Here is a 17,238-nt window from a genome sequence, read left to right on the forward strand (position 1 = left end):
TGGCCACGCCGTGCACACGCGCCTATTGCGCCTTGGCCGACCAGCCGCCGCCCATGGCGCGGTACAGGTCCACCGAGGCGACGAGGATGCGCGTCTTCAGCTGCAACAGTCCCACGTCGGCACTGTACAGGGTGCGCTGGGCGTCGAGTTCTTCCAGGTACGAGGCATAGCCGTTGCGGTAGCGGTTGTGCGCGATGCGCAGGGTGTCGGCCGCCGTGGCGCGGCGCGCATCGTTTTCCACGGCTTGCTGCTGCAGCCGGTAGATGGCGCCCAGGCTGTTCTCCGTTTCGGCGAAGGCATTGCGCACCACGTTTTCATATGTGTACACGAGCTGGTCGCGCTGGGCGCCCGCCGCATCCGTCTGCGCCTGCACGCGCCCGCCATCGAACAGGGGGCCGGCCGCCAGCGCCGTCAGGCGCCACAAGGCAGTGGGCGCATGCAGGAAATCGGTGAGTGTTGTCGCTTGCCCGCCGCCGACAGCCGTCAGCTTGAACGAAGGCAGCAGCTGGTCGCGCGTGGCGGCCAGGCTGGCGTTGGCGGCTGCCAGGTTGTGTTCCGCGCGCGCGATATCGGGCCGCCGGCGCAGCAATTCGGATGGCAAGCCGGCCGGCACGCCAGGCGCCGCCAGCTCGGACAGCGGCAAGCCGCGCGCGATGGGACCGGGATTGCCGCCCACGAGGATGGCCAGCGCGTTTTCCTGTTCGAAGATCTGCCGCTGCAGCTGCGGCACCTGTTCCGCCGCCGCATGGTATTCCGATTGCGCCTGCAGCCATTCCAGGCGCGAGCTGTAGCCCACCTCGAACTGCTTGCGCGCCAGCTCGCGCGACTGTTCGCGCAGCTGCAGGGTCGATTGCGTGAGCGCCAGCTGCGCGTCGAGCCCCCGCAGGTTCAGATAAGCCGTCGCCACACTGGCGGCGATCGACAGGGCCGCCGCATCGAGGCTGGCCTGCTCGGCGCGGTAGCTCTCGCCGGCCGCATCGCTCAGGCTGGCCAGCCGGCCCCATACGTCGATCTCATAACTGGCCTGCAGTTCCGCCTGGAAGACATTCGTCACGTACGGTTTGCCGCTGGACGCGAGGGTGCGCGTGCGCGTGGGCGAGCCGTCGAAGGCCAGGTTGGGCGCGCGGTTCGCATCGGCCTGCGCCAGGCGCGCGCGGTATTCCTGCACGCGGGCGCGCGCCACGCGCAAGTCGCCATTGCGCGCCAGCGCCTCGCCCACCAGGTCGCTCAAGACCGGGTCGCCGAAGGCTTGCCACCACAACTGCTCGACATGGGCCTCAGTCGCCGCAGGTGCGCCGATGGCCTGAGCGCGCCAGCCGGATGGCAGCTGCAGTGCCGACGCAGGCTGCGGTGGCGCGTTGGCGGCACAACCGGCCAGCGCCAGCGCGCCGGCCATCAGCAGGAAACGGCGCTTCATGGCTTGGCCTTCTTCGGCGGCGGTGGCGGCGCCGGATTGTCCGCCGAGTCGTTCAGCACGGCGGACGTATCGACGCTGACCACCACCGACATGCCGGGCACGAGGCGGCGCGCATTCGCCTGCCCCGGATCGATGCGGATGCGCACGGGAATGCGCTGGGCGATTTTAAGGTAATTTCCCGTCGCGTTATCGGCCGGCAGCACGGAAAACTCGGAACCGGTGGCCGGCGAAATGCGCTCGACCTGGCCCGTCAGCACGGCGCCGTCGAGCGCGTCGACGTGGAAAGTGGCGCTCTGCCCTTCCTGCACGCCGTTCATCTGCGTTTCCTTGAAATTGGCAATCACCCACATCTGGCGCGGCACCAGCGCCATCAGCTGCGCGCCCGAATTCACGTACGCGCCCTGGCGCACTGTCACCTGACCCAGTTGGCCATCGGATGGCGCCACGATGCGCGTGTTATCGAGGTCGATCTTCGCCGCCTTGACGGCCGCCTGCGCATTGGCCACGGCCGCTTCCAGCGCCTGCTTGTTGACCACCACGCTATGCACGCTTTGCTGGGCGATGTCGAGATTGGCGCGCGCCTGCGCCAGCGCCGCCGCCATCTGCGCCTGCGTGGCGCGCGACTGGTCGTGTTCGCGCTGCGACAGCGAGCCATCGGCCACCAGCTGCTCCACGCGATTGAGGTCGGCGCTGGCCTTGCGCGCTTGCGCTTCCGCATTCGCCATCACGGCCTCGCTGACGGAAATGCCCGCCTGCGCGCTGGCCTTTTGCTGCGCCCAGTTCGACAGCGCCGCCTGCTGCGCGGCCAACTGGGCCTGCGCCTGCTCGTAGCGCTGCTGGTAGATGCGGTCGTCGATGCGCACCAGCAGCTGGCCTTCCTTGACGTCCATGAAATCCTGCACCGTCACCTCCACCACATAGCCCGACAGCTGCGTGCCAATGATGGTCACCTGCCCCCGCACGGTGGCGTTTTCCGTCGTCACGATGGGACTCGTGAACGGCGGCAGACGCCACGCATACAGCACGATCAGCACGCCCACCAGGGCCACGGCGGCAAAGGCCAGCGCGGACAGCCACTGGTGGCGGCGGTCCGGCTGCGCCGTGGAAGTGGTTGGCGCCGGCGTGGTCGCGGCTGCGGGCGTTGTCGGTGCTGGTGGCGGAGTATTATTTTCTGTCATTGCTCGGTTCCGAATTGGTAATGGGGACGATGGCCATGGCCGTCTGCGCATCGCGCACGGGGCCGACCAGGCGGCGCGCGCCGGTGGTGATGCGGGTCCAGGACTGGCTGACCAGCATCCAGATCAGGGTGGCGATGGCAACGCCGGCGATCATCAAAAAAACGTCGTTATAGGCCAGCACATTGGCTTCGCGCGTGGCGACGGCGCCCAGGCGCGCCACGCCCTGGGCGCTGCGCAAGGCAGGGTCCATCAGTACGCCGCCATAGCTTGCGGCGCCCGACTGCACGCGCGCCGCCACCTGCGGATCGAGCATGGTGAGATGCTCGACCAGATAGCTGGAATGGTATTTTTCGCGCGCCGTCTGGATGGTGCCGACGATGGCCGCACCGAGCAGACCGCCCAGGTTCTGCGTCATGGTAAACATCACGGAAAAGCTCACGAGGTTGCGCGGTTCGGCGATCACGGCGCCCATGCCCGCCACCATCGTGGGACCGAGAAAATACGTGCCGCCAAATGCCAGCAGGAACTGGCTCACATACATGTTGACGGGGCGCGTCTGGCTGGTGGCGTGCGCGTCGATCAGGGCGCCGGCAGCGATCAGCAGCAGCGCGAACATCAGCGAGCGGTTCAAGGTCGCCGGATTGATCGTCAGCGCGCTGACCACCAGGCCCGCCACGCTACCCAGCAGCACCACGACGAACAGGTTCTGCATCTGGTCCGTGTTCAGGCCCAGCGCCTGCAGAAAGCCGACGGCGCCCGTCGATTCGGACAGCACGATGCGAAACAGCAGCACCGATAAAAACAGCTTGGCGATCTTGCCCGTCGTAAGCCAGCGCGTGTTGAGCAGCGGACGCGCGCGGTTATGCTCGATGGCCAGCGAGGCGGCGATCAGCACGATGGAGCACGCCAGGCACACGCCCACCCATTCGGACTCCATCCACCATGCCGTGCGCCCCTGCGCCAGCACGGCACAGAGCAGCGCCACGCCGGGCGCGAACAGGATGAAAGTGAGGAAATCGAGCGGCTCGAACGTCTGCACGCGGTCGCCGGGCGGCAGCTTCAGGGCCAGCACACAGCCCAGCGCCAGCAGGGCCAGTCCCAGTTCGAACAGGTACAGGCCGTGCCATTCACCGATCTGCAGCAGTTCGGACGTGAAGATGCGCGCCAGCGGCAAGGCCAATTGGGCAAAGCCCAGGCCCAGCACCACGCCCTTCAGGCGGTGCCGCGCGGGAAACGCCTGCAAGGTGTAGTACAGCCCCAGCACGCCCAGCGCGCCGCCCACCATGCCATGCGCGGCCCGCACGGCGATCGCCGACGGCAAGGTATTAGCGTACAAGTGGGCGAACGTCACCAGCGCATACAGCACCAGGAACGCTTCCGTAAACAGGCGCAGGCCGAACTGCTGGCGGAACTTCACCAGCAGCAGATTCATGGAAACGATGGTCATCACGTAGGCGGCCGGCAGCCACTGCATCTGGTAGGCATAGGCGGCCAGCGAACCTTGCAGGTTCAGCAAATTGGCCGTCACCAGGCCATTGCCCAGTCCCCCCGTCAGCGCGACGATCAGGCCGACGATGAAATACGCGACACGCTTGGGCGTCGAATGTTCGGGCATCGATGGCGACCCGGGCAAGGTCGGGCGTTCGCCCGGCCCCCAGGTGCGAGGTGTGTACTTGTCCATGCGGTAATCGCGATCCGGTTTGCTGAAGCCGTTCCTTGCTGCTGTTATACAGATGGTGGCAAATGAACAGTTCTAGTCAGCAGCATAGCACCGCAGGACGTTTTTATTGTTTACATTGCTGCACGCAATTGCGCGCGGAAGTCGAGCAGCGTTGGCGTCGTGCCCAGCCGCCCTGTCCTCCGTTCAAGCGCGGTCACTCACACCCGCGGCGGGTCTGTCTCGCGCGCAAACGCCCGGTGCGCGGCCAGCGCTTTCTTGAACGCAGCCACGGCTTTCACTACGTCGCCGGATGGCGCGACGATGATGGCGGGATCAGGCTTGCCGTCGGGCAGGGTCACCGGCACGCCCGCCTTGTCCAGCAGGTCCTTGCCCGCGCCGATGGCCAGCATCGGCTTGCAGTGGCGGTATTGCAGGCGCAGGAAGTCGAGCGCATTGGCGTCGCTGCCCAGCTGCTGCACGGCGCCCTGGCCGTCGGGCACCACGACGGCGTCGAACAGCACCCCCGGCCCCGCTTCGAGCGAGATTTCCACGGCCAGCGGCGCCCCGCCGCTCGTGTCGACTTTACCCAGGTGGCTGCCCACCAGGCGCGGCGCGGCGCCGTCGGCCAGCAGCGCGGCATAGATGCTGCGCACCTGCGCGCCATCGCTGCCCGGCCCCACGAGGATGGCCACGCGCCGGGTATGGATGCCCGTCTTGCCAGGGCGGAAAAAGAGCGACAGGGCTGGCGATGGCGGATACGCGGGCAGCGGATCCAGGGAAGCGCGCGGCATCACGGGCGGCAGCGCCAGGCCCAAACCATCGGCCAGGCGCTGCGCCAGGGTCTCGTCGACATTGCGCAGCATGGCGACGATGCGCTGGCGGATGGCCACCGTCTGCACCTTGCTCAGTTCAAAGCGGAACGCATGCACAATGTGCTCTTGTTCGACAGGCGTCTGGCTGATCCAGAACAGGCGCGCCTGGCCATAATGCTCGGCGAATTTCTCGGGCTTGCCGCGCACCTTGTCGCCTTCTGCGGACGCGGGAAAACTGTTGAAACCTTTCGCCCCCGCCTGGAACGGACAGCCGCCCGCCAGCGAGTTCGGCTCGTACGCGACCCGGCCCCGGTTGATGGCCTGGCGGTGCATGCCGTCGCGCTGGTTGTTGTGCACGGGCGCCAGCGGCGCATTGATGGGAATTTCGTGGAAATTCGGGCCGCCCAGGCGCGTCAGCTGGGTATCGACATACGAGTGGATGCGCCCCTGCAGCAGCGGGTCGTTACTGAAATCAATGCCGGGCACGATGTGCGCCGTGCAGAACGCCACCTGCTCCGTCTCGGCGAAAAAATTGTCGGGATTGCGGTTCAAGACCATTTTCCCGACGGGGATCAGAGGGACGACTTCTTCGGGAATCAGCTTGGTCGGATCGAGCACGTCAAAGGGGAACGCTTCCGCCTGCGCTTCCGTGAAGACCTGGAAGGACAGCTCGTATTCGGGATACTCGCCACACTCGATGGCTTCCCACAGGTCGCGCCGGTGGAAATCGGAATCGGCGCCGCTGATCTTGACGGCTTCGTCCCACACGAGCGAATGCGTGCCGGCCATCGGCGACCAGTGGAATTTGCAGAACACGGACTGGCCCTTGGCATTGACGAGGCGGAAGGTGTGCACGCCGAAGCCCTGCATCATCCGATAACTGCGCGGGATGGCGCGGTCCGACATGACCCACATCAGCATGTGCGTGATTTCCGGCGACAGCGACGCAAAATCCCAGAAGGTGTCGTGCGCGCTGGCCGCCTGCGGCATGCCATGGTGCGGCTCGGGCTTGACGGCGTGGACCACGTCGGGAAATTTCATCGCATCCTGGATGAAGAAGACGGGGATGTTATTGCCGACCAGGTCCCAGTTGCCCTCGTCCGTATAAAACTTCACGGCGAAGCCGCGCACGTCGCGCGCCGTATCGGTCGAACCGCGTTCGCCGGCCACCGTGGAAAAGCGCACGAAGACGGGCGTGCGCTTGCCCGCCTTGGCGAACGGCGCGGCGCGCGTCAGCTTGCTCTGCTCCTTGTAGCATTCGAAATAGCCATGGGCGGCCGAACCGCGCGCATGCACGACACGCTCGGGGATGCGTTCATGGTCGAAATGCGTGAGCTTTTCACGCAGGATGAAATCTTCCATCAGGGTGGGGCCGCGCAAGCCCGCCTTCAAGGAATTCTGGTTGTCGCCCACGGGCACGCCCTGGTTCGTCGTCAGCACGCAGCCGCTGTCGTCGGCACGGGCGCCGTCGAGCGAGGCGTTGCGCGCATTTTCGCCAAGTGCCGGGTGACCGTCGCCCGTCTTAGGAGACGCTGTCGTTTCGGCCGTGGTGCTGGCCGTGGCCAGCGGCTCGCCCGTTGCCACATGCACGCCTTCGACCGGCGTGCGCGCCGCGTCGCCATACTGGCCATCTTCCTTGGGATTGACGGCCATGGCGGCGGACAACTGCTGGCCGGCGGCCGTCTTTTGCAGCAGCGCGCGGGTCACGTCATTGTCCGCGCCCAGGCTGTGCGGCGCATTGCTGTCGGATGGGCCGGACATACTGCTCAATACGGAACCCGCACCGTCCGTGGACGGCGTTTTCTTGTTGGTAGCCATTACATCTCCTGTGAGTAGTCTGCCCCGGGAAGTAACGCTACAACTCCCTCATTCAGCGCACGAACAGGGCAATCAAAATAATGATGGGAATAGGTATGCCGATCAACCACAACAAAATGGAGCGCATCATCACTCTCCTTTACTGCTTGTTACTACCTTGTGCGCGTGGGCGCCGGCCCCCCCGCCATGACGGCGAAGGGAACAGCGCCCACGACAGTACCTTCCAGGAAGGCGCAGAACTTATTTACGCGAACCTAGCAGTTTCGACAGGCCATAACCAGCCGCTGCCGCGATCAGCAGGGACACGGCCGGGCGTTCGCGCACATAGCCGCGGCCCGTTTCGCCGGCGCGCTGGCAGGCGGCGCCCAATTGCTTGCCGCGCGCCATCAGGCGTTCGGAAGCCTTGTTGACGCTGTCGCTGACCTGGCCGAGGCGTTCACCCACCTGGTCCACGCTGTCATGGGCGCGCGTGGCCACCTTGTCGGCCAGGGGCTGGGCCTGGCTTGCCACCTTGTCGATGGTGCGGTGCAAATCCTGGCGGGTATCCTGGGCGGTGCCATTCATATCGGAGCTGGTTTTTTCAATCGCGTTCATGATGGTTTCCTTTAACAGTGAATAATTTCAACCATGCTCGATGCCGTGACCGAATCATGATTCTCCTCGCTTCGGGGAAAAAGAAGCGGCTAAACGCTGCCGGGCTGAGCCATATCAAACAGTGGATCAGCAGCAAGCTGTTGGCACTACCTTAACTGCGTCCGCCCCGCGCCACCGTGCGCTGCCACACCTTGAGGCACAGACTTAAATTCCTGTTGGAAATAACAATCCCCGCCGGCCTGGTGGGGCGGACGGGGATGGAGGCGAGTTTGGCAGGCCTGGCCGGCGTGCGCAGCGAAGAGAACGCGTGTTGTGATCCGCATCGTCCTCACCGGCACCAGTCACACGCGCAACGACGGCATCCATCGAAGAAAGAAACCACGGCGCGAACGGCTGCTTCTATAGCAAGGACGATGGGCCAGGCGTTCCGATATCAGAAACCTGTCTCTTCAAGACTCCATACATATTGGATATAGGACCAAGCCTCAACCGTTTTTCCATCGATGACGGCAGGTTCAAATCGACATTTAGACAAGGAAATCAACGCAGCATCATCCAAATCCGCATTGCCGCTTGATTTTTTCACCTTGGCATCCAAAACCTTTCCGTTGACGCCTATCAAAAAGCTCAAAGTGACTGTGCCTTCTGCTTGTTTAAGCTGCGCGGCACGCGGGTAAACTGGTTTCCGGCAACTTGCGCCAATGCTGCCATCAATGCTGGAAGCCTGCTGGCCAAATCCTGTGTCTTTAACAAATTGCGCATTTGCAGGCAGGTTAACGACCCAGCAGGCGCCCCCGGAAACCACCGCTAGCAAAATTTTAAAAAATGGCGTTGACATTGATATAAACCCTTGCCTGTCAAGGTTGCAGGGGAGTGGCAGCGTGCGTCAGACGACGTGGCCGAAGCAAGATGGCTCGAGAAATGACGTGGACCCTGCCGCTAAAATTGAGCTGTTCAACTTGACGAATGACCCGCGTTAAATCCTGTTCGGATGTTACGCCATCGAATTGAATTTCTATCTCAACGCTTCCATGGCTGGTGCTGGAATTGACTTGCGCTACGCGCTCGAGCTTGTAAAAAGACTGTTCAAGCGGAGTCGTGATGAGAGTCATCAACTGCTCGGGCAAACTTTCGCTGACGTTGTACTGAACGGATACGACAGGGGCGCACGGCTGACTTGCGCCAGCGGCTGCAGCGGCGGCAAAGAGCGCCGCGGCCATCGGAAAGAAGGATTTCGACGACACGGTGCACCTCTTCTTATCAAGATAAAAACCACACCATCTGCTCCTGGTAACCAACAACGGTTACTTGCCAGGCAGGCTTTCAGGGAGTTTTTTGGTCGGTTTTCTTCCCTGGCCATATGGCCGAGCATATACCACAAAACACGCCTACAAAGACGGCACGGTGCCAGTCGAATGCATGCGTATCGCTCATCAGGCCTGTATAGAGAAGGCTGCCCGTGGCGGTCCCCAAAGTGGTGATTACAAATGTCTTCATGGTCCGCCAACTCCCATTCATTGAAATAAAGCCCGACGAAATGACAACGGCACCTGAATATTGTATCCAGATAAACGGCATCGTGGCATTAAAAATAAGAAATTATATTTGGACCATGAAACTGGTATGCATGCCAATACCTGAGTCAAGCACGCAGGCGCAACCGCGCATCGAGCGAATAGCGTCCCGCGCCGCTGATGGCGATGGTGCCAAAGACGATGATCAGCAACCAGCCGAACTGGCCGTCGGCGATGCTCCAGTCCGGGTGCACGAGCAGCATCGACACACCCAGCAGGAACAGCAATGGCAGGCAGGCCAGGCGCGTCAGCAAGCCGGCGGCGACCAGCAGCGGGCAGACGATTTCCGCGAACAGGGCGCAGTACAGGGTGACGGCGCGGCCCAGGTGCAGCGGGTCGTCGATGTGCGCCAGTTCATCGGAAAAATGCAGCAGCTTGGGCAGACCGTGCACGTGCAGCACCAGCAGCGCGCCCGTCAGGCGCGCAAACAGCATACCCGCATCGGGTAAAAAGGGGCCGGCCAGCGCCGCCATCCAGTTTTTCTTCATGATCGCTCCAGTGGGAAAGCCAGTCGGCGCGGCGCGCCGCTGCCAGCCATCATAGGCAGGCGGACACGTGGGCGCGACTGGTCTTTTGGCAGAGGCGCCGGCGCGCGCGAAGGCCTAGACTGGCCGATGCCATCACTGGTCCAGGCCGTAACCGGCCTCCCTCCCCCATCCCCGAAGGAAATGCATCATGTCGAAGAAAATCGAAGCCGAAGAAGTCACTTCCCGCCGCAAGCTGCTCGTCAGCGTCGCCGGTGTCGCCGCCGGTGCGGGCCTGCTGGCCGCCGGTGGCGCCAGCGCCGCCGCCAAGCCTGCCGCTGCCGCCACCGCACCGGGCAAGCTCACCGTCAACAACGTCACCGTCAAGGACGGCACCGTCATCCACTTCAAGGACTGGGGCACGGGCACGCCCGTTGTCTTCAGCCACGGCTGGCCATTGCAGGGCGACGCCTGGGAAGACCAGATGATGTTCCTGGCCAGCCACGGCTACCGCGTGATCGCGCATGACCGCCGCGGCCACGGCCTGTCGAGCCAGCCATGGCAGGGCAATGACATGGATACCTACGCCGACGACCTGGCTACCCTGCTCGACGCGCTCGACATCAAGGGCGCGACCCTGGTCGGCCATTCGACGGGCGGCGGCGAAGTGGCGCGCTATATCGGCCGCCATGGCGAAAAACGCGTGGCCAAGGCCGTGCTGGTGGGCGCCGTGCCGCCACAGATGGTCAAGTCGGAGACCAATCCGGGCGGCTTGCCGATGTCGGTGTTTGACGGCATCCGCGCCGGCGTGCTGGCCGACCGTTCGCAATTCTTCAAGGACCTGACCGTGCCGTTCTTCGGCGCCAACCGTCCCGGCAACAAGGTATCGCAAGGCATGCGCGACACCTTCTGGCTGCAGGGCATGCAGTGCGGCATCAAGAACGCCTACGATTGCATCAAGCAGTTTTCCGAGACGGACTTCACGGCCGACCTGAAGAAAATCTCCGTGCCGACCCTGGTCGTGCACGGCGGCGACGACCAGATCGTGCCGATCGACGCTTCCGGCAAGGCTGCGGCCAAGCTCATCAAGAACGCCAAGCTGGTCATCTATGAAGGTGCGCCGCACGGCTTGCCGGCGACCCACAAGGACCGCCTGAACGAAGACTTGCTGGCCTTTATCAAGTCCTGATCGTTCTTCGCTCCCCGCACCGCCGGCCCGCCCGGCGGTGTTTATCGCCTCCGTCGCATAAAAAAACCGCCCGCCTCCCCCATTCGTATAACTGCCTTGCCTGACGGCGCGTGCATACTTGTTGCAATGCGGCATACGCCGCGACAGCGACAGGAGCACGGCGATGGCCAGCATGCATTATTTCCCTCAGAAGCAAGACGCCGACCTGGCGCACGCGCAGCACATGGGCAGCATGGACGGCATGGGTGAATTTGCCGCATCGGTCGCGCACGAGGTGCGCCAGCCGCTGGCGGCCATCGCGCTCAATGCCGATGCCGCCTTGCGCTGGCTCGATCACGACCCGCCCCGCCTCGACGAGGCGCGCGCGGCGCTGGCCCTGGTCGCCAGCGCCGGCAGCCATGCCAGCGCCGTGCTGCGCAGCGTGCATGGCCTGGCCTGCAAGGCACCGGGCAGCCACGATCATTTTGTGGCCGACGACGCTGTGCAAGACCTGCTGCCGCTGCTGCGCGCGCCACTGCAACGCCACGCCATCCACCTGGAAACGCAGCTGGCACCTGGCCGCCCGCTGCTGCACGCCGACCCGGTGCAATTCCGGCAAGTCGTCCTGAACCTGCTGATGAACGCCATCGAAGCCCTGCAGGGCACCAGCGGCAGGCCGCGCACGGTGCTGCTGTCCTCGCGCCTCGATGGGGGCGTGCAGCATTTCAGCATCGCCGACAATGGCGCCGGCATCGCGCCGCAGGCAGCCGGCCACCTGTACGACGCCCCGTATTCCAGCAAGCCGGACGGCATGGGCATGGGCCTGGCCATCTGCCGCCGCATCGTCGACGCGCATGGCGGGCGCCTGTGGCATGCGCCCGGCGCGTCCCACGGCAGCGTCTTCCACTTCACCCTGCCAGCGTTATGAGGACAACCATGGACATGACCACGCCCCCGGCGGATCCGCCGATTACCCTCTTGATCGCCGACGACCACCCGCTGATCCTGGCCGGCCTGGCCTCGCTGATCGCCTCGCTGCCCGGTTTGCGCCTGCTGGGCCAGGCCGGCACGGGCCTTGCCGCCGTGGAGCTGTACCGGCAGCTGCGGCCCGACGTGGTGCTGATGGATTTGAACATGCCGGAGATGCATGGCGTCGAGGCGATCGAGCGCATCTGCGCGGACGACGCGCAAGCGAAGATCATCATCCTCACCACCTACCAGGGCGAGGACAGCGTGCACCGGGCCTTGCGCGCCGGCGCGCGCGGCTACCTGCTGAAGGATTCAGGCTTCCTGCAACTGACGCAGTGCATCCGCCAGGTGGCCGCCGGCAGACATTACCTGCCGCCGGAACTGGCGGCGCAGCAAGCCAGCCGCATCGACGCGAACCGCCTGTCGAAACGCGAGCACGACATCCTGCTGCACCTGTCCGCAGGCAAGAGCAACAAGATGATCGCGCGCAGCGCCGGCATCGAGGTGGGCACCGTGAAATTTCACGTAAACAATATTTTGACCAAGCTCAACGTATCAAGCCGCACCGAGGCGGCCACGGTGGCCGCCCGGCGCGGCTTGCTGGGCGCGTTCTAGCTGCCGGGAACCGGGGTCAGACCCCAGCATTTACGCTGCATCATCATCCGACTTTGCCGCGGCCTTGGCCAGCGTTGGCTTGGCTTCCACGCCGCTGATCTTCGGCACGCATTCGCTGCGCAGCCACGATACCGTCACAGGCTCGCCCGCCATCAGGCGCTTGACACTGGGGACGATCTGTTCGCCGATCAGCATGCCCAGCAGGCCGATCAGGGCTATCGCGGGCGGCGCCGGCGAGCGCACTTGCAAGACGGCGTAGATGATGCCAACGAGCAAGCCCACAGCCAGCGAAATCACATATAACTTCATGGCGCATTCCTTTCAATGAAAAAAAACGCCGCGCGCGGTCAGGCGCGCGGCGCATGGCATAGCCGCGCGGCGTTTACTTGGCCGGCACCGGCGCCAGGGTCGTATGGTCGCCATGGATGCGCTGCGGCGCCTTGTGCACCATCGTGTAGGCGTAGTCGACGCCCATGCCGTAGGCGCCCGAATGTTCGCGCACGATGGCCATGACGGCGTCATAGGTCGCCTTGTGCGCCCAGTCGCGCTGCCATTCCAGCAGCACCTGCTGCCACGTCACCGGCACCACGCCGGCCTGGATCATGCGCTGCATGGCGTAGTCGTGCGCTTCCTTCGAGGTGCCGCCCGAGGCATCGGCCACCATGTAGATTTCGTAGTCGCCTTCGAGCATCGCGCACAGGGCGAAGCTGTTGTTGCACACTTCCGTCCACAGGCCCGACACGACGACCTTCTTCTTGCCGTTGGCGGCCAGCGCATCGCGCACCTTCTGGTCATCCCACGAATTCATCGAGCTGCGCTCGAGGATATCCTTGCCGGGGAAGACGTCGAGCAGTTCCGGATAGGTATGGCCGGAGAAGCTTTCCGTTTCGACGGTGGTGATGATGGTGGGGATGTTGAACACCTTGGCGGCCTTGGCCAGGCCCACGGTATTGTTTTTCAGCGCCTGGCGGTCCATCGACTGCACGCCGAACGCCATTTGCGGCTGCTGGTCGATGAAGATGATCTGGCAATTGTCGGGGGTAAGAACTTCCAGTTTCGGATTGGTCATGATGTCATCCATGAAGGAGAGGGTTGAGTGGGTACTGCCGTGCATCGTATGCCTGGCGGCGTGCCCGCACCACTATCTAAATATAGGCTGGCATGTTGATTGCCGCTGGGAAATAGCTCCTACAGGAGGGCGGGCGCTGCGGTAAAATACCTTTTGCTTACCATGTTCCGACGACTCTTGATCGATAACTCCTCTTTCCCAGACAACATCATGCGCAGCGATACGGCACCGATACGCGTCCTCATCGCCGACGACCACCAGTTGCTGCTCGACGGCATCGCGGCCCTGCTGCGCGCCTTTCCCAGCGTGGTACTGGTGGGCCAGGCGACCGATGGCCAGCAGGCGGCACAGCAATTTGACGCGCTGCTGCCCGATGTCACGCTGATGGATTTGCAGATGCCGGTCATGAGCGGCCTCGACGCGATCGGCGCCATCCGCGCACGCCATCCGCAGGCGCGCATCATCGTGCTGACCACCTACAAGGGCGACACGCAGGTGCTGCGCGCCATCCGTGCGGGCGCCTGCGGCTATGTGCTGAAAAGCGCGCTGCGCCACGAATTGCTGGCGGCGATACAGAACGTGCACGCGGGTCGGCGCCACATCACGCCCGAGATCGAGGCGGAGCTGGCGCTGTATGCGTGCAGCGACGTGCTGTCGAACCGTGAACTGGACGTACTCAAGCAGGTGGCGCAAGGCAATTCCAACCGCGAAACGGGCGCCCTGCTGCAGATCAAGGAAGAAACCGTCAAGGCGCACATGAGCACCATCCTGGCCAAGCTGGGTGCCAGGGACCGCACCCACGCCGTCACCATCGCGCTACGGCGCGGCATCCTCGACGCCTGAGCGGCGCCAGCGCTGCCACCAGCGGCGCAGCGGGCCGTGCGCCACCGGCCAGGCGCGGCGCGCCGGCACCCGCAGGTGCCACTGCGTGCCGCCTCCGTCGCGCCCGCCCACGGACAGGCGCGCGCCGAGCCTGGCGGCGCGCTCGCGCATGCCGGGCATGCCCCAGTGTCCGGGAATCTGTCCATAGGCCGCCACCACGGGCGGCAAGCCCTGGCCATCATCGCGCACGAGCAGTTCAATGCCGCCGCACGCATAGCGCACCGCCACCTCGACCACCTGCGCGCGCGCATGCTGGAAGGCATTACGCAGCGCTTCGCTGGCGATGCGGTAGATTTCATGGGCGGCGCGCGCATGCAGCATGCGCGGCTCGCCTTCCTCCGCATAGCGGAACACGATGCCGTGCTGCGCCGCCAGCCGTTCGCCTTCGCGCTGCAGGATGGCGCTCCAGCGCGCGCCGGCATCGTCGCCGGCGCGCAGGTCGTGCACGTGGTCGCGCCCCTCGCCCAGCATGCGGTCGGCGTCGTCGAGCGCGCGCAGCATGGCGGCGCGCGCGGGATCATCCTCGGCGATGGCCATGCTGGCATTGTGAAAGTGCAGGATCATCGCCTGCGTGCCCTGCAGCAGGGTATCGTGCAGTTCGCGCGCGATGCGTTCGCGCTCGGCCTGCTGCGCCTCCATCCGCGCCTGCAGGCGCGCGGCGTGCTGGCCCAGACGCCAGCGGCAAACGCCATACGCAGCCGCCAGCAACGCCGCCGCGCACAGGCTGCGGAACCACCAGGTCTGGTAGAAGGCGGGCAGCACGCGGAATGGCAATTGCGCCACCGCGCTGGCCACGCCGTCGCCATTGATGGCCATCACCTGGAAGCGGTAGGCGCCCGGCCCCAGGCCCGTGTATTGCGCCTGGCGCCGCTCGTCCGCATGCTGCCAGTCCCTGTCGTAGCCTTCCAGCCGGTAGCGGAAGCGCAGGCGCGACGGCGCGCCCAGGCTGCTGGCGTTGTAGGCGAACTGCACGTCGCGCGTGCCGGCGGGCAGGCGCTCATAATCGGCGGCGGCAACGTTCTCGCCGTCGACCATCAATGCGCCGATCTCGGCCTGCGGCGCCGGCAGTGGCGGCGCCGGCTGATGCGGATCGATCCAGAAGGTCGCGCTCTGGCGCGAAAACCAGATCCTGCCATCGTCCGCTTCGGCAATCGAGTCGTTATGCAGCAAACTCATTTTGCCGTTCAAGCCATCGGCGCCATCGTACAACTGCGCCTGCATGGGATGCGATGGATCGCGCAGAGCCTGGGCTACTTCGGCCGCGGCCACGCGCACGGCGCCATTGCCCGTATTGAGCCACAGAGTACCGTCACGCGCGCGCAGCATGCCAACCACGCCATCGAAAACGCCGGGCACCGCGGCACGCAGTGGCACGAAGCGCCCATCGCGCCACAGCGCCAGGCCCTGCTGACCGCCCGCCAGCAGCTGGCCGCCCGTCTCGATCAGCGCGGGCACCTTGCCCAGGTCCAGGCCCTGTGCGGGACCGTAGCTGGCCAGGCGCCCGCCGCCCAGCACCGCCACGCTGCCGTCCGGATAGGACAGCCACAGGCGGCCGGCCGCATCGGCCAGCAGCGCCAGCGGCACCTTGCGCCCGCCCTCGGGCAAGGCCGGTTCACGCCGCCATGCGCCGTCCGCGTACTGGAACACGCCGGCGCCGCTGAAAATCGCCCACAGGCTGCCGTCGGGCGCGTTCACGGCCATGCGCACCCGTTTCAAGGCGGCCGCTTCCGGCGGATAGGCAATCGTCTCGAGCACGCGGCCATCGTCGCCATCGAGCCGCAGCAGGCCGGCGCGGGCGCCCACGCGGATACCGCCCGGCGCCGCCATGATGGCCGTGATCGGCCCCAGCGCGGGCGCGCGCAAGACCTTGCCGTCGGGCGCCGCCAGCATCAGCGGCGCATCGCCTTCGCGCGATAGCCACATGCGCCCTCCCGTGCCGGGCGACAGCTGCTGCGCGCGGAAGGTTTCGGGCGCCTTGGGTCCCGCGCGCGCGCTGAGGATCACGGGCGCGGCCTGGCGGAAGCGGTCCAGGCCAGCATACGTGGCAACCCAGACATTGCCTTCGTTGTCGTAGCACAGGGAACCGATCAGCACATTGCTCAAGCCGTCGCGGGGCAGGAACGATTCCGTGTCGCCGCTGATGCCCAGCTGTTGCGGCTCCAGCGCGCCGGCGCTGCGCGTGCGGTGCAGGCCGAACTGGCTGTCGAACCACAAGGTGCCCTGGCGGTCGACCAGCATGCTGCCGCTGGTGCCGCTCGTATCGCGGTAGATCCAGCGGTGGTCGAGCTGGTCGTAGCGCTCGAGCGAGTCGATGATGCGGATGCCGCGCAGCTCCAGCAGATACAGGCGGCCGTCCGGTCCCTGCTGCGGGGGCGCGCGCAGGTCCAGGCGGCCCACGGGCGGCGCGAAGCGAGCCTGGCCCGGCTGCCAGAGAAACAGGCCCTGTTCGCTGAACACGCCCAGCTTGCCGCCGCGGTCCGCGAACACGGCCGAGGCCTTTTGCGCCGTGTAGCCCTGCGCCGGCCCCATCGCCTGCCAGCGCCGGCCGTCGAAGCGCGACACCCCGGCCACGCCGGCGGCCCACACGGCGCCCGTGGCGTCGATGGCAAAACCCCAGACGGAACCGGGCCGCACGCCCTGCGCCTCGCCGTAATTGCGCACCACGCCATCCTTGACATGGCTGATGCCGCCCACTTGCCAGCCCACCCACATGCCGCCGTCGGCCGCGCGCTTGAGGGCCAGGGTCACCGTATCGGGAAACGCGCCCTGGCGCGCGCGCAAGGGTGCGAAACGCAGGCCGTCAAAACGCACGAGGCCCGAATGGGTGCCCAGCCACAGGAAGCCGTCGCCGCCCTGGGCGATGACGCTGATATCGTCCGGTGCGCCATCCCTGGACGTCCAGCTGGTGTGCTGCAGCTGGTGGATGCCGCGCGCCGCGTCGATGGCCAGCCCGGGAGGGCTGAACAACAGCAGCAAGGGCAGCCAGCACAGCGCGGCCAGGACGGACAGGCGCACGGC

At 65.4% G+C, this 17,238-nt stretch carries 15 protein-coding genes; 4 read left to right on the forward strand and 11 right to left on the reverse strand.

Features of this window, described 5'->3' with window-relative positions:
• Nucleotides 1–22 precede the first annotated feature (22 nt).
• From AC4BCN_RS24680 to AC4BCN_RS24715, 8 genes are all read right to left on the reverse strand, one after another.
• Nucleotides 23–1,417, reverse strand: a complete 1,395-nt coding sequence (locus AC4BCN_RS24680) for an efflux transporter outer membrane subunit (protein ID WP_490491983.1) — start codon at nucleotides 1,415–1,417, stop codon at nucleotides 23–25.
• A complete protein-coding gene (locus tag AC4BCN_RS24685; protein ID WP_070301358.1) occupies nucleotides 1,414–2,595 on the reverse strand; it encodes an HlyD family secretion protein in 1,182 nt (393 codons plus the stop codon). Before AC4BCN_RS24685 ends, AC4BCN_RS24680 begins: the two co-directional genes overlap by 4 nt.
• On the reverse strand, nucleotides 2,582–4,276 hold the full coding sequence (locus tag AC4BCN_RS24690) for an MFS transporter (RefSeq protein WP_456150884.1): 1,695 nt from the start codon (nucleotides 4,274–4,276) through the stop codon (nucleotides 2,582–2,584). Before AC4BCN_RS24690 ends, AC4BCN_RS24685 begins: the two co-directional genes overlap by 14 nt.
• A 197-nt stretch (nucleotides 4,277–4,473) precedes the next feature.
• The gene (locus tag AC4BCN_RS24695) at nucleotides 4,474–6,885 is read right to left on the reverse strand and encodes a catalase (protein WP_490491984.1); all 2,412 of its coding nucleotides are present in this window, start codon (nucleotides 6,883–6,885) and stop codon (nucleotides 4,474–4,476) included.
• Nucleotides 6,886–7,125: 240 nt separating this feature from the next.
• Complete coding sequence (locus tag AC4BCN_RS24700) at nucleotides 7,126–7,479, reverse strand: ElaB/YgaM/YqjD family protein (protein WP_034747191.1); 354 nt, start codon at nucleotides 7,477–7,479, stop codon at nucleotides 7,126–7,128.
• A gap of 433 nt (nucleotides 7,480–7,912) precedes the next feature.
• Nucleotides 7,913–8,317, reverse strand: coding sequence for an energy transducer TonB (locus tag AC4BCN_RS24705; RefSeq protein ID WP_338679614.1), 405 nt, complete (start codon nucleotides 8,315–8,317; stop codon nucleotides 7,913–7,915).
• Between the two features lie 19 nt (nucleotides 8,318–8,336).
• Nucleotides 8,337–8,723, reverse strand: a complete 387-nt coding sequence (locus tag AC4BCN_RS24710) for a hypothetical protein (RefSeq protein ID WP_219327789.1) — start codon at nucleotides 8,721–8,723, stop codon at nucleotides 8,337–8,339.
• Between the two features lie 398 nt (nucleotides 8,724–9,121).
• A complete protein-coding gene (locus tag AC4BCN_RS24715) occupies nucleotides 9,122–9,541 on the reverse strand; it encodes a DoxX family protein (RefSeq protein WP_217653682.1) in 420 nt (139 codons plus the stop codon).
• A gap of 187 nt (nucleotides 9,542–9,728) precedes the next feature.
• Between AC4BCN_RS24715 and AC4BCN_RS24720 the strand changes: the two genes are divergently transcribed.
• The 3 genes from AC4BCN_RS24720 (at nucleotide 9,729) to AC4BCN_RS24730 (ending at nucleotide 12,269) form a co-directional block, all read left to right on the forward strand.
• The gene (locus tag AC4BCN_RS24720) at nucleotides 9,729–10,706 is read left to right on the forward strand and encodes an alpha/beta fold hydrolase (RefSeq protein WP_490491985.1); all 978 of its coding nucleotides are present in this window, start codon (nucleotides 9,729–9,731) and stop codon (nucleotides 10,704–10,706) included.
• Nucleotides 10,707–10,869: 163 nt separating this feature from the next.
• Nucleotides 10,870–11,613, forward strand: a complete 744-nt coding sequence (locus AC4BCN_RS24725; protein ID WP_490491986.1) for a sensor histidine kinase — start codon at nucleotides 10,870–10,872, stop codon at nucleotides 11,611–11,613.
• 14 nt (nucleotides 11,614–11,627) lie between these two features.
• Complete coding sequence (locus AC4BCN_RS24730; protein ID WP_456150888.1) at nucleotides 11,628–12,269, forward strand: response regulator; 642 nt, start codon at nucleotides 11,628–11,630, stop codon at nucleotides 12,267–12,269.
• A gap of 30 nt (nucleotides 12,270–12,299) precedes the next feature.
• Here AC4BCN_RS24730 and AC4BCN_RS24735 read toward each other — a convergent pair whose 3' ends face one another.
• Nucleotides 12,300–12,578 (reverse strand): XapX domain-containing protein, encoded by a 279-nt coding sequence (locus AC4BCN_RS24735; protein ID WP_490491987.1) that lies wholly within the window; start codon nucleotides 12,576–12,578, stop codon nucleotides 12,300–12,302.
• A gap of 73 nt (nucleotides 12,579–12,651) precedes the next feature.
• Nucleotides 12,652–13,338, reverse strand: coding sequence for a hydrolase (locus tag AC4BCN_RS24740; RefSeq protein ID WP_072455759.1), 687 nt, complete (start codon nucleotides 13,336–13,338; stop codon nucleotides 12,652–12,654).
• 210 nt (nucleotides 13,339–13,548) lie between these two features.
• Here AC4BCN_RS24740 and AC4BCN_RS24745 point away from each other — a divergent pair, with 210 nt between their 5' ends.
• Nucleotides 13,549–14,181 carry a response regulator gene (locus AC4BCN_RS24745; RefSeq protein WP_490491988.1) on the forward strand — a complete coding sequence of 211 codons (633 nt, stop codon included), beginning with the start codon at nucleotides 13,549–13,551 and terminating at the stop codon, nucleotides 14,179–14,181.
• Here the strand turns inward: AC4BCN_RS24745 and AC4BCN_RS24750 are convergent.
• Nucleotides 14,155–17,235 (reverse strand): sensor histidine kinase, encoded by a 3,081-nt coding sequence (locus AC4BCN_RS24750; RefSeq protein WP_490491989.1) that lies wholly within the window; start codon nucleotides 17,233–17,235, stop codon nucleotides 14,155–14,157. The genes AC4BCN_RS24745 and AC4BCN_RS24750 overlap by 27 nt on opposite strands.
• Nucleotides 17,236–17,238: the final 3 nt, after the last annotated feature.

Source organism: Janthinobacterium sp. Bl 1 (assembly GCF_058215535.1).

Excerpts from the sequence above, each read along its gene's own strand:
- AC4BCN_RS24680 (WP_490491983.1), bottom strand. The coding sequence starts at position 1,417 with ATGAAGCGCCGTTTCCTGCTGATGGCCGGCGCGCTGGCGCTGGCCGGT.
- AC4BCN_RS24685 (WP_070301358.1), bottom strand. The coding sequence starts at position 2,595 with ATGACAGAAAATAATACTCCGCCACCAGCACCGACAACGCCCGCAGCC.
- AC4BCN_RS24690 (WP_456150884.1), bottom strand. The coding sequence starts at position 4,276 with ATGGACAAGTACACACCTCGCACCTGGGGGCCGGGCGAACGCCCGACC.
- AC4BCN_RS24695 (WP_490491984.1), bottom strand. The coding sequence starts at position 6,885 with ATGGCTACCAACAAGAAAACGCCGTCCACGGACGGTGCGGGTTCCGTA.
- AC4BCN_RS24700 (WP_034747191.1), bottom strand. The coding sequence starts at position 7,479 with ATGAACGCGATTGAAAAAACCAGCTCCGATATGAATGGCACCGCCCAG.
- AC4BCN_RS24705 (WP_338679614.1), bottom strand. The coding sequence starts at position 8,317 with ATGTCAACGCCATTTTTTAAAATTTTGCTAGCGGTGGTTTCCGGGGGC.
- AC4BCN_RS24715 (WP_217653682.1), bottom strand. The coding sequence starts at position 9,541 with ATGAAGAAAAACTGGATGGCGGCGCTGGCCGGCCCCTTTTTACCCGAT.
- AC4BCN_RS24720 (WP_490491985.1), top strand. The coding sequence starts at position 9,729 with ATGTCGAAGAAAATCGAAGCCGAAGAAGTCACTTCCCGCCGCAAGCTG.
- AC4BCN_RS24725 (WP_490491986.1), top strand. The coding sequence starts at position 10,870 with ATGGCCAGCATGCATTATTTCCCTCAGAAGCAAGACGCCGACCTGGCG.
- AC4BCN_RS24730 (WP_456150888.1), top strand. The coding sequence starts at position 11,628 with ATGACCACGCCCCCGGCGGATCCGCCGATTACCCTCTTGATCGCCGAC.
- AC4BCN_RS24735 (WP_490491987.1), bottom strand. The coding sequence starts at position 12,578 with ATGAAGTTATATGTGATTTCGCTGGCTGTGGGCTTGCTCGTTGGCATC.
- AC4BCN_RS24740 (WP_072455759.1), bottom strand. The coding sequence starts at position 13,338 with ATGACCAATCCGAAACTGGAAGTTCTTACCCCCGACAATTGCCAGATC.
- AC4BCN_RS24745 (WP_490491988.1), top strand. The coding sequence starts at position 13,549 with ATGCGCAGCGATACGGCACCGATACGCGTCCTCATCGCCGACGACCAC.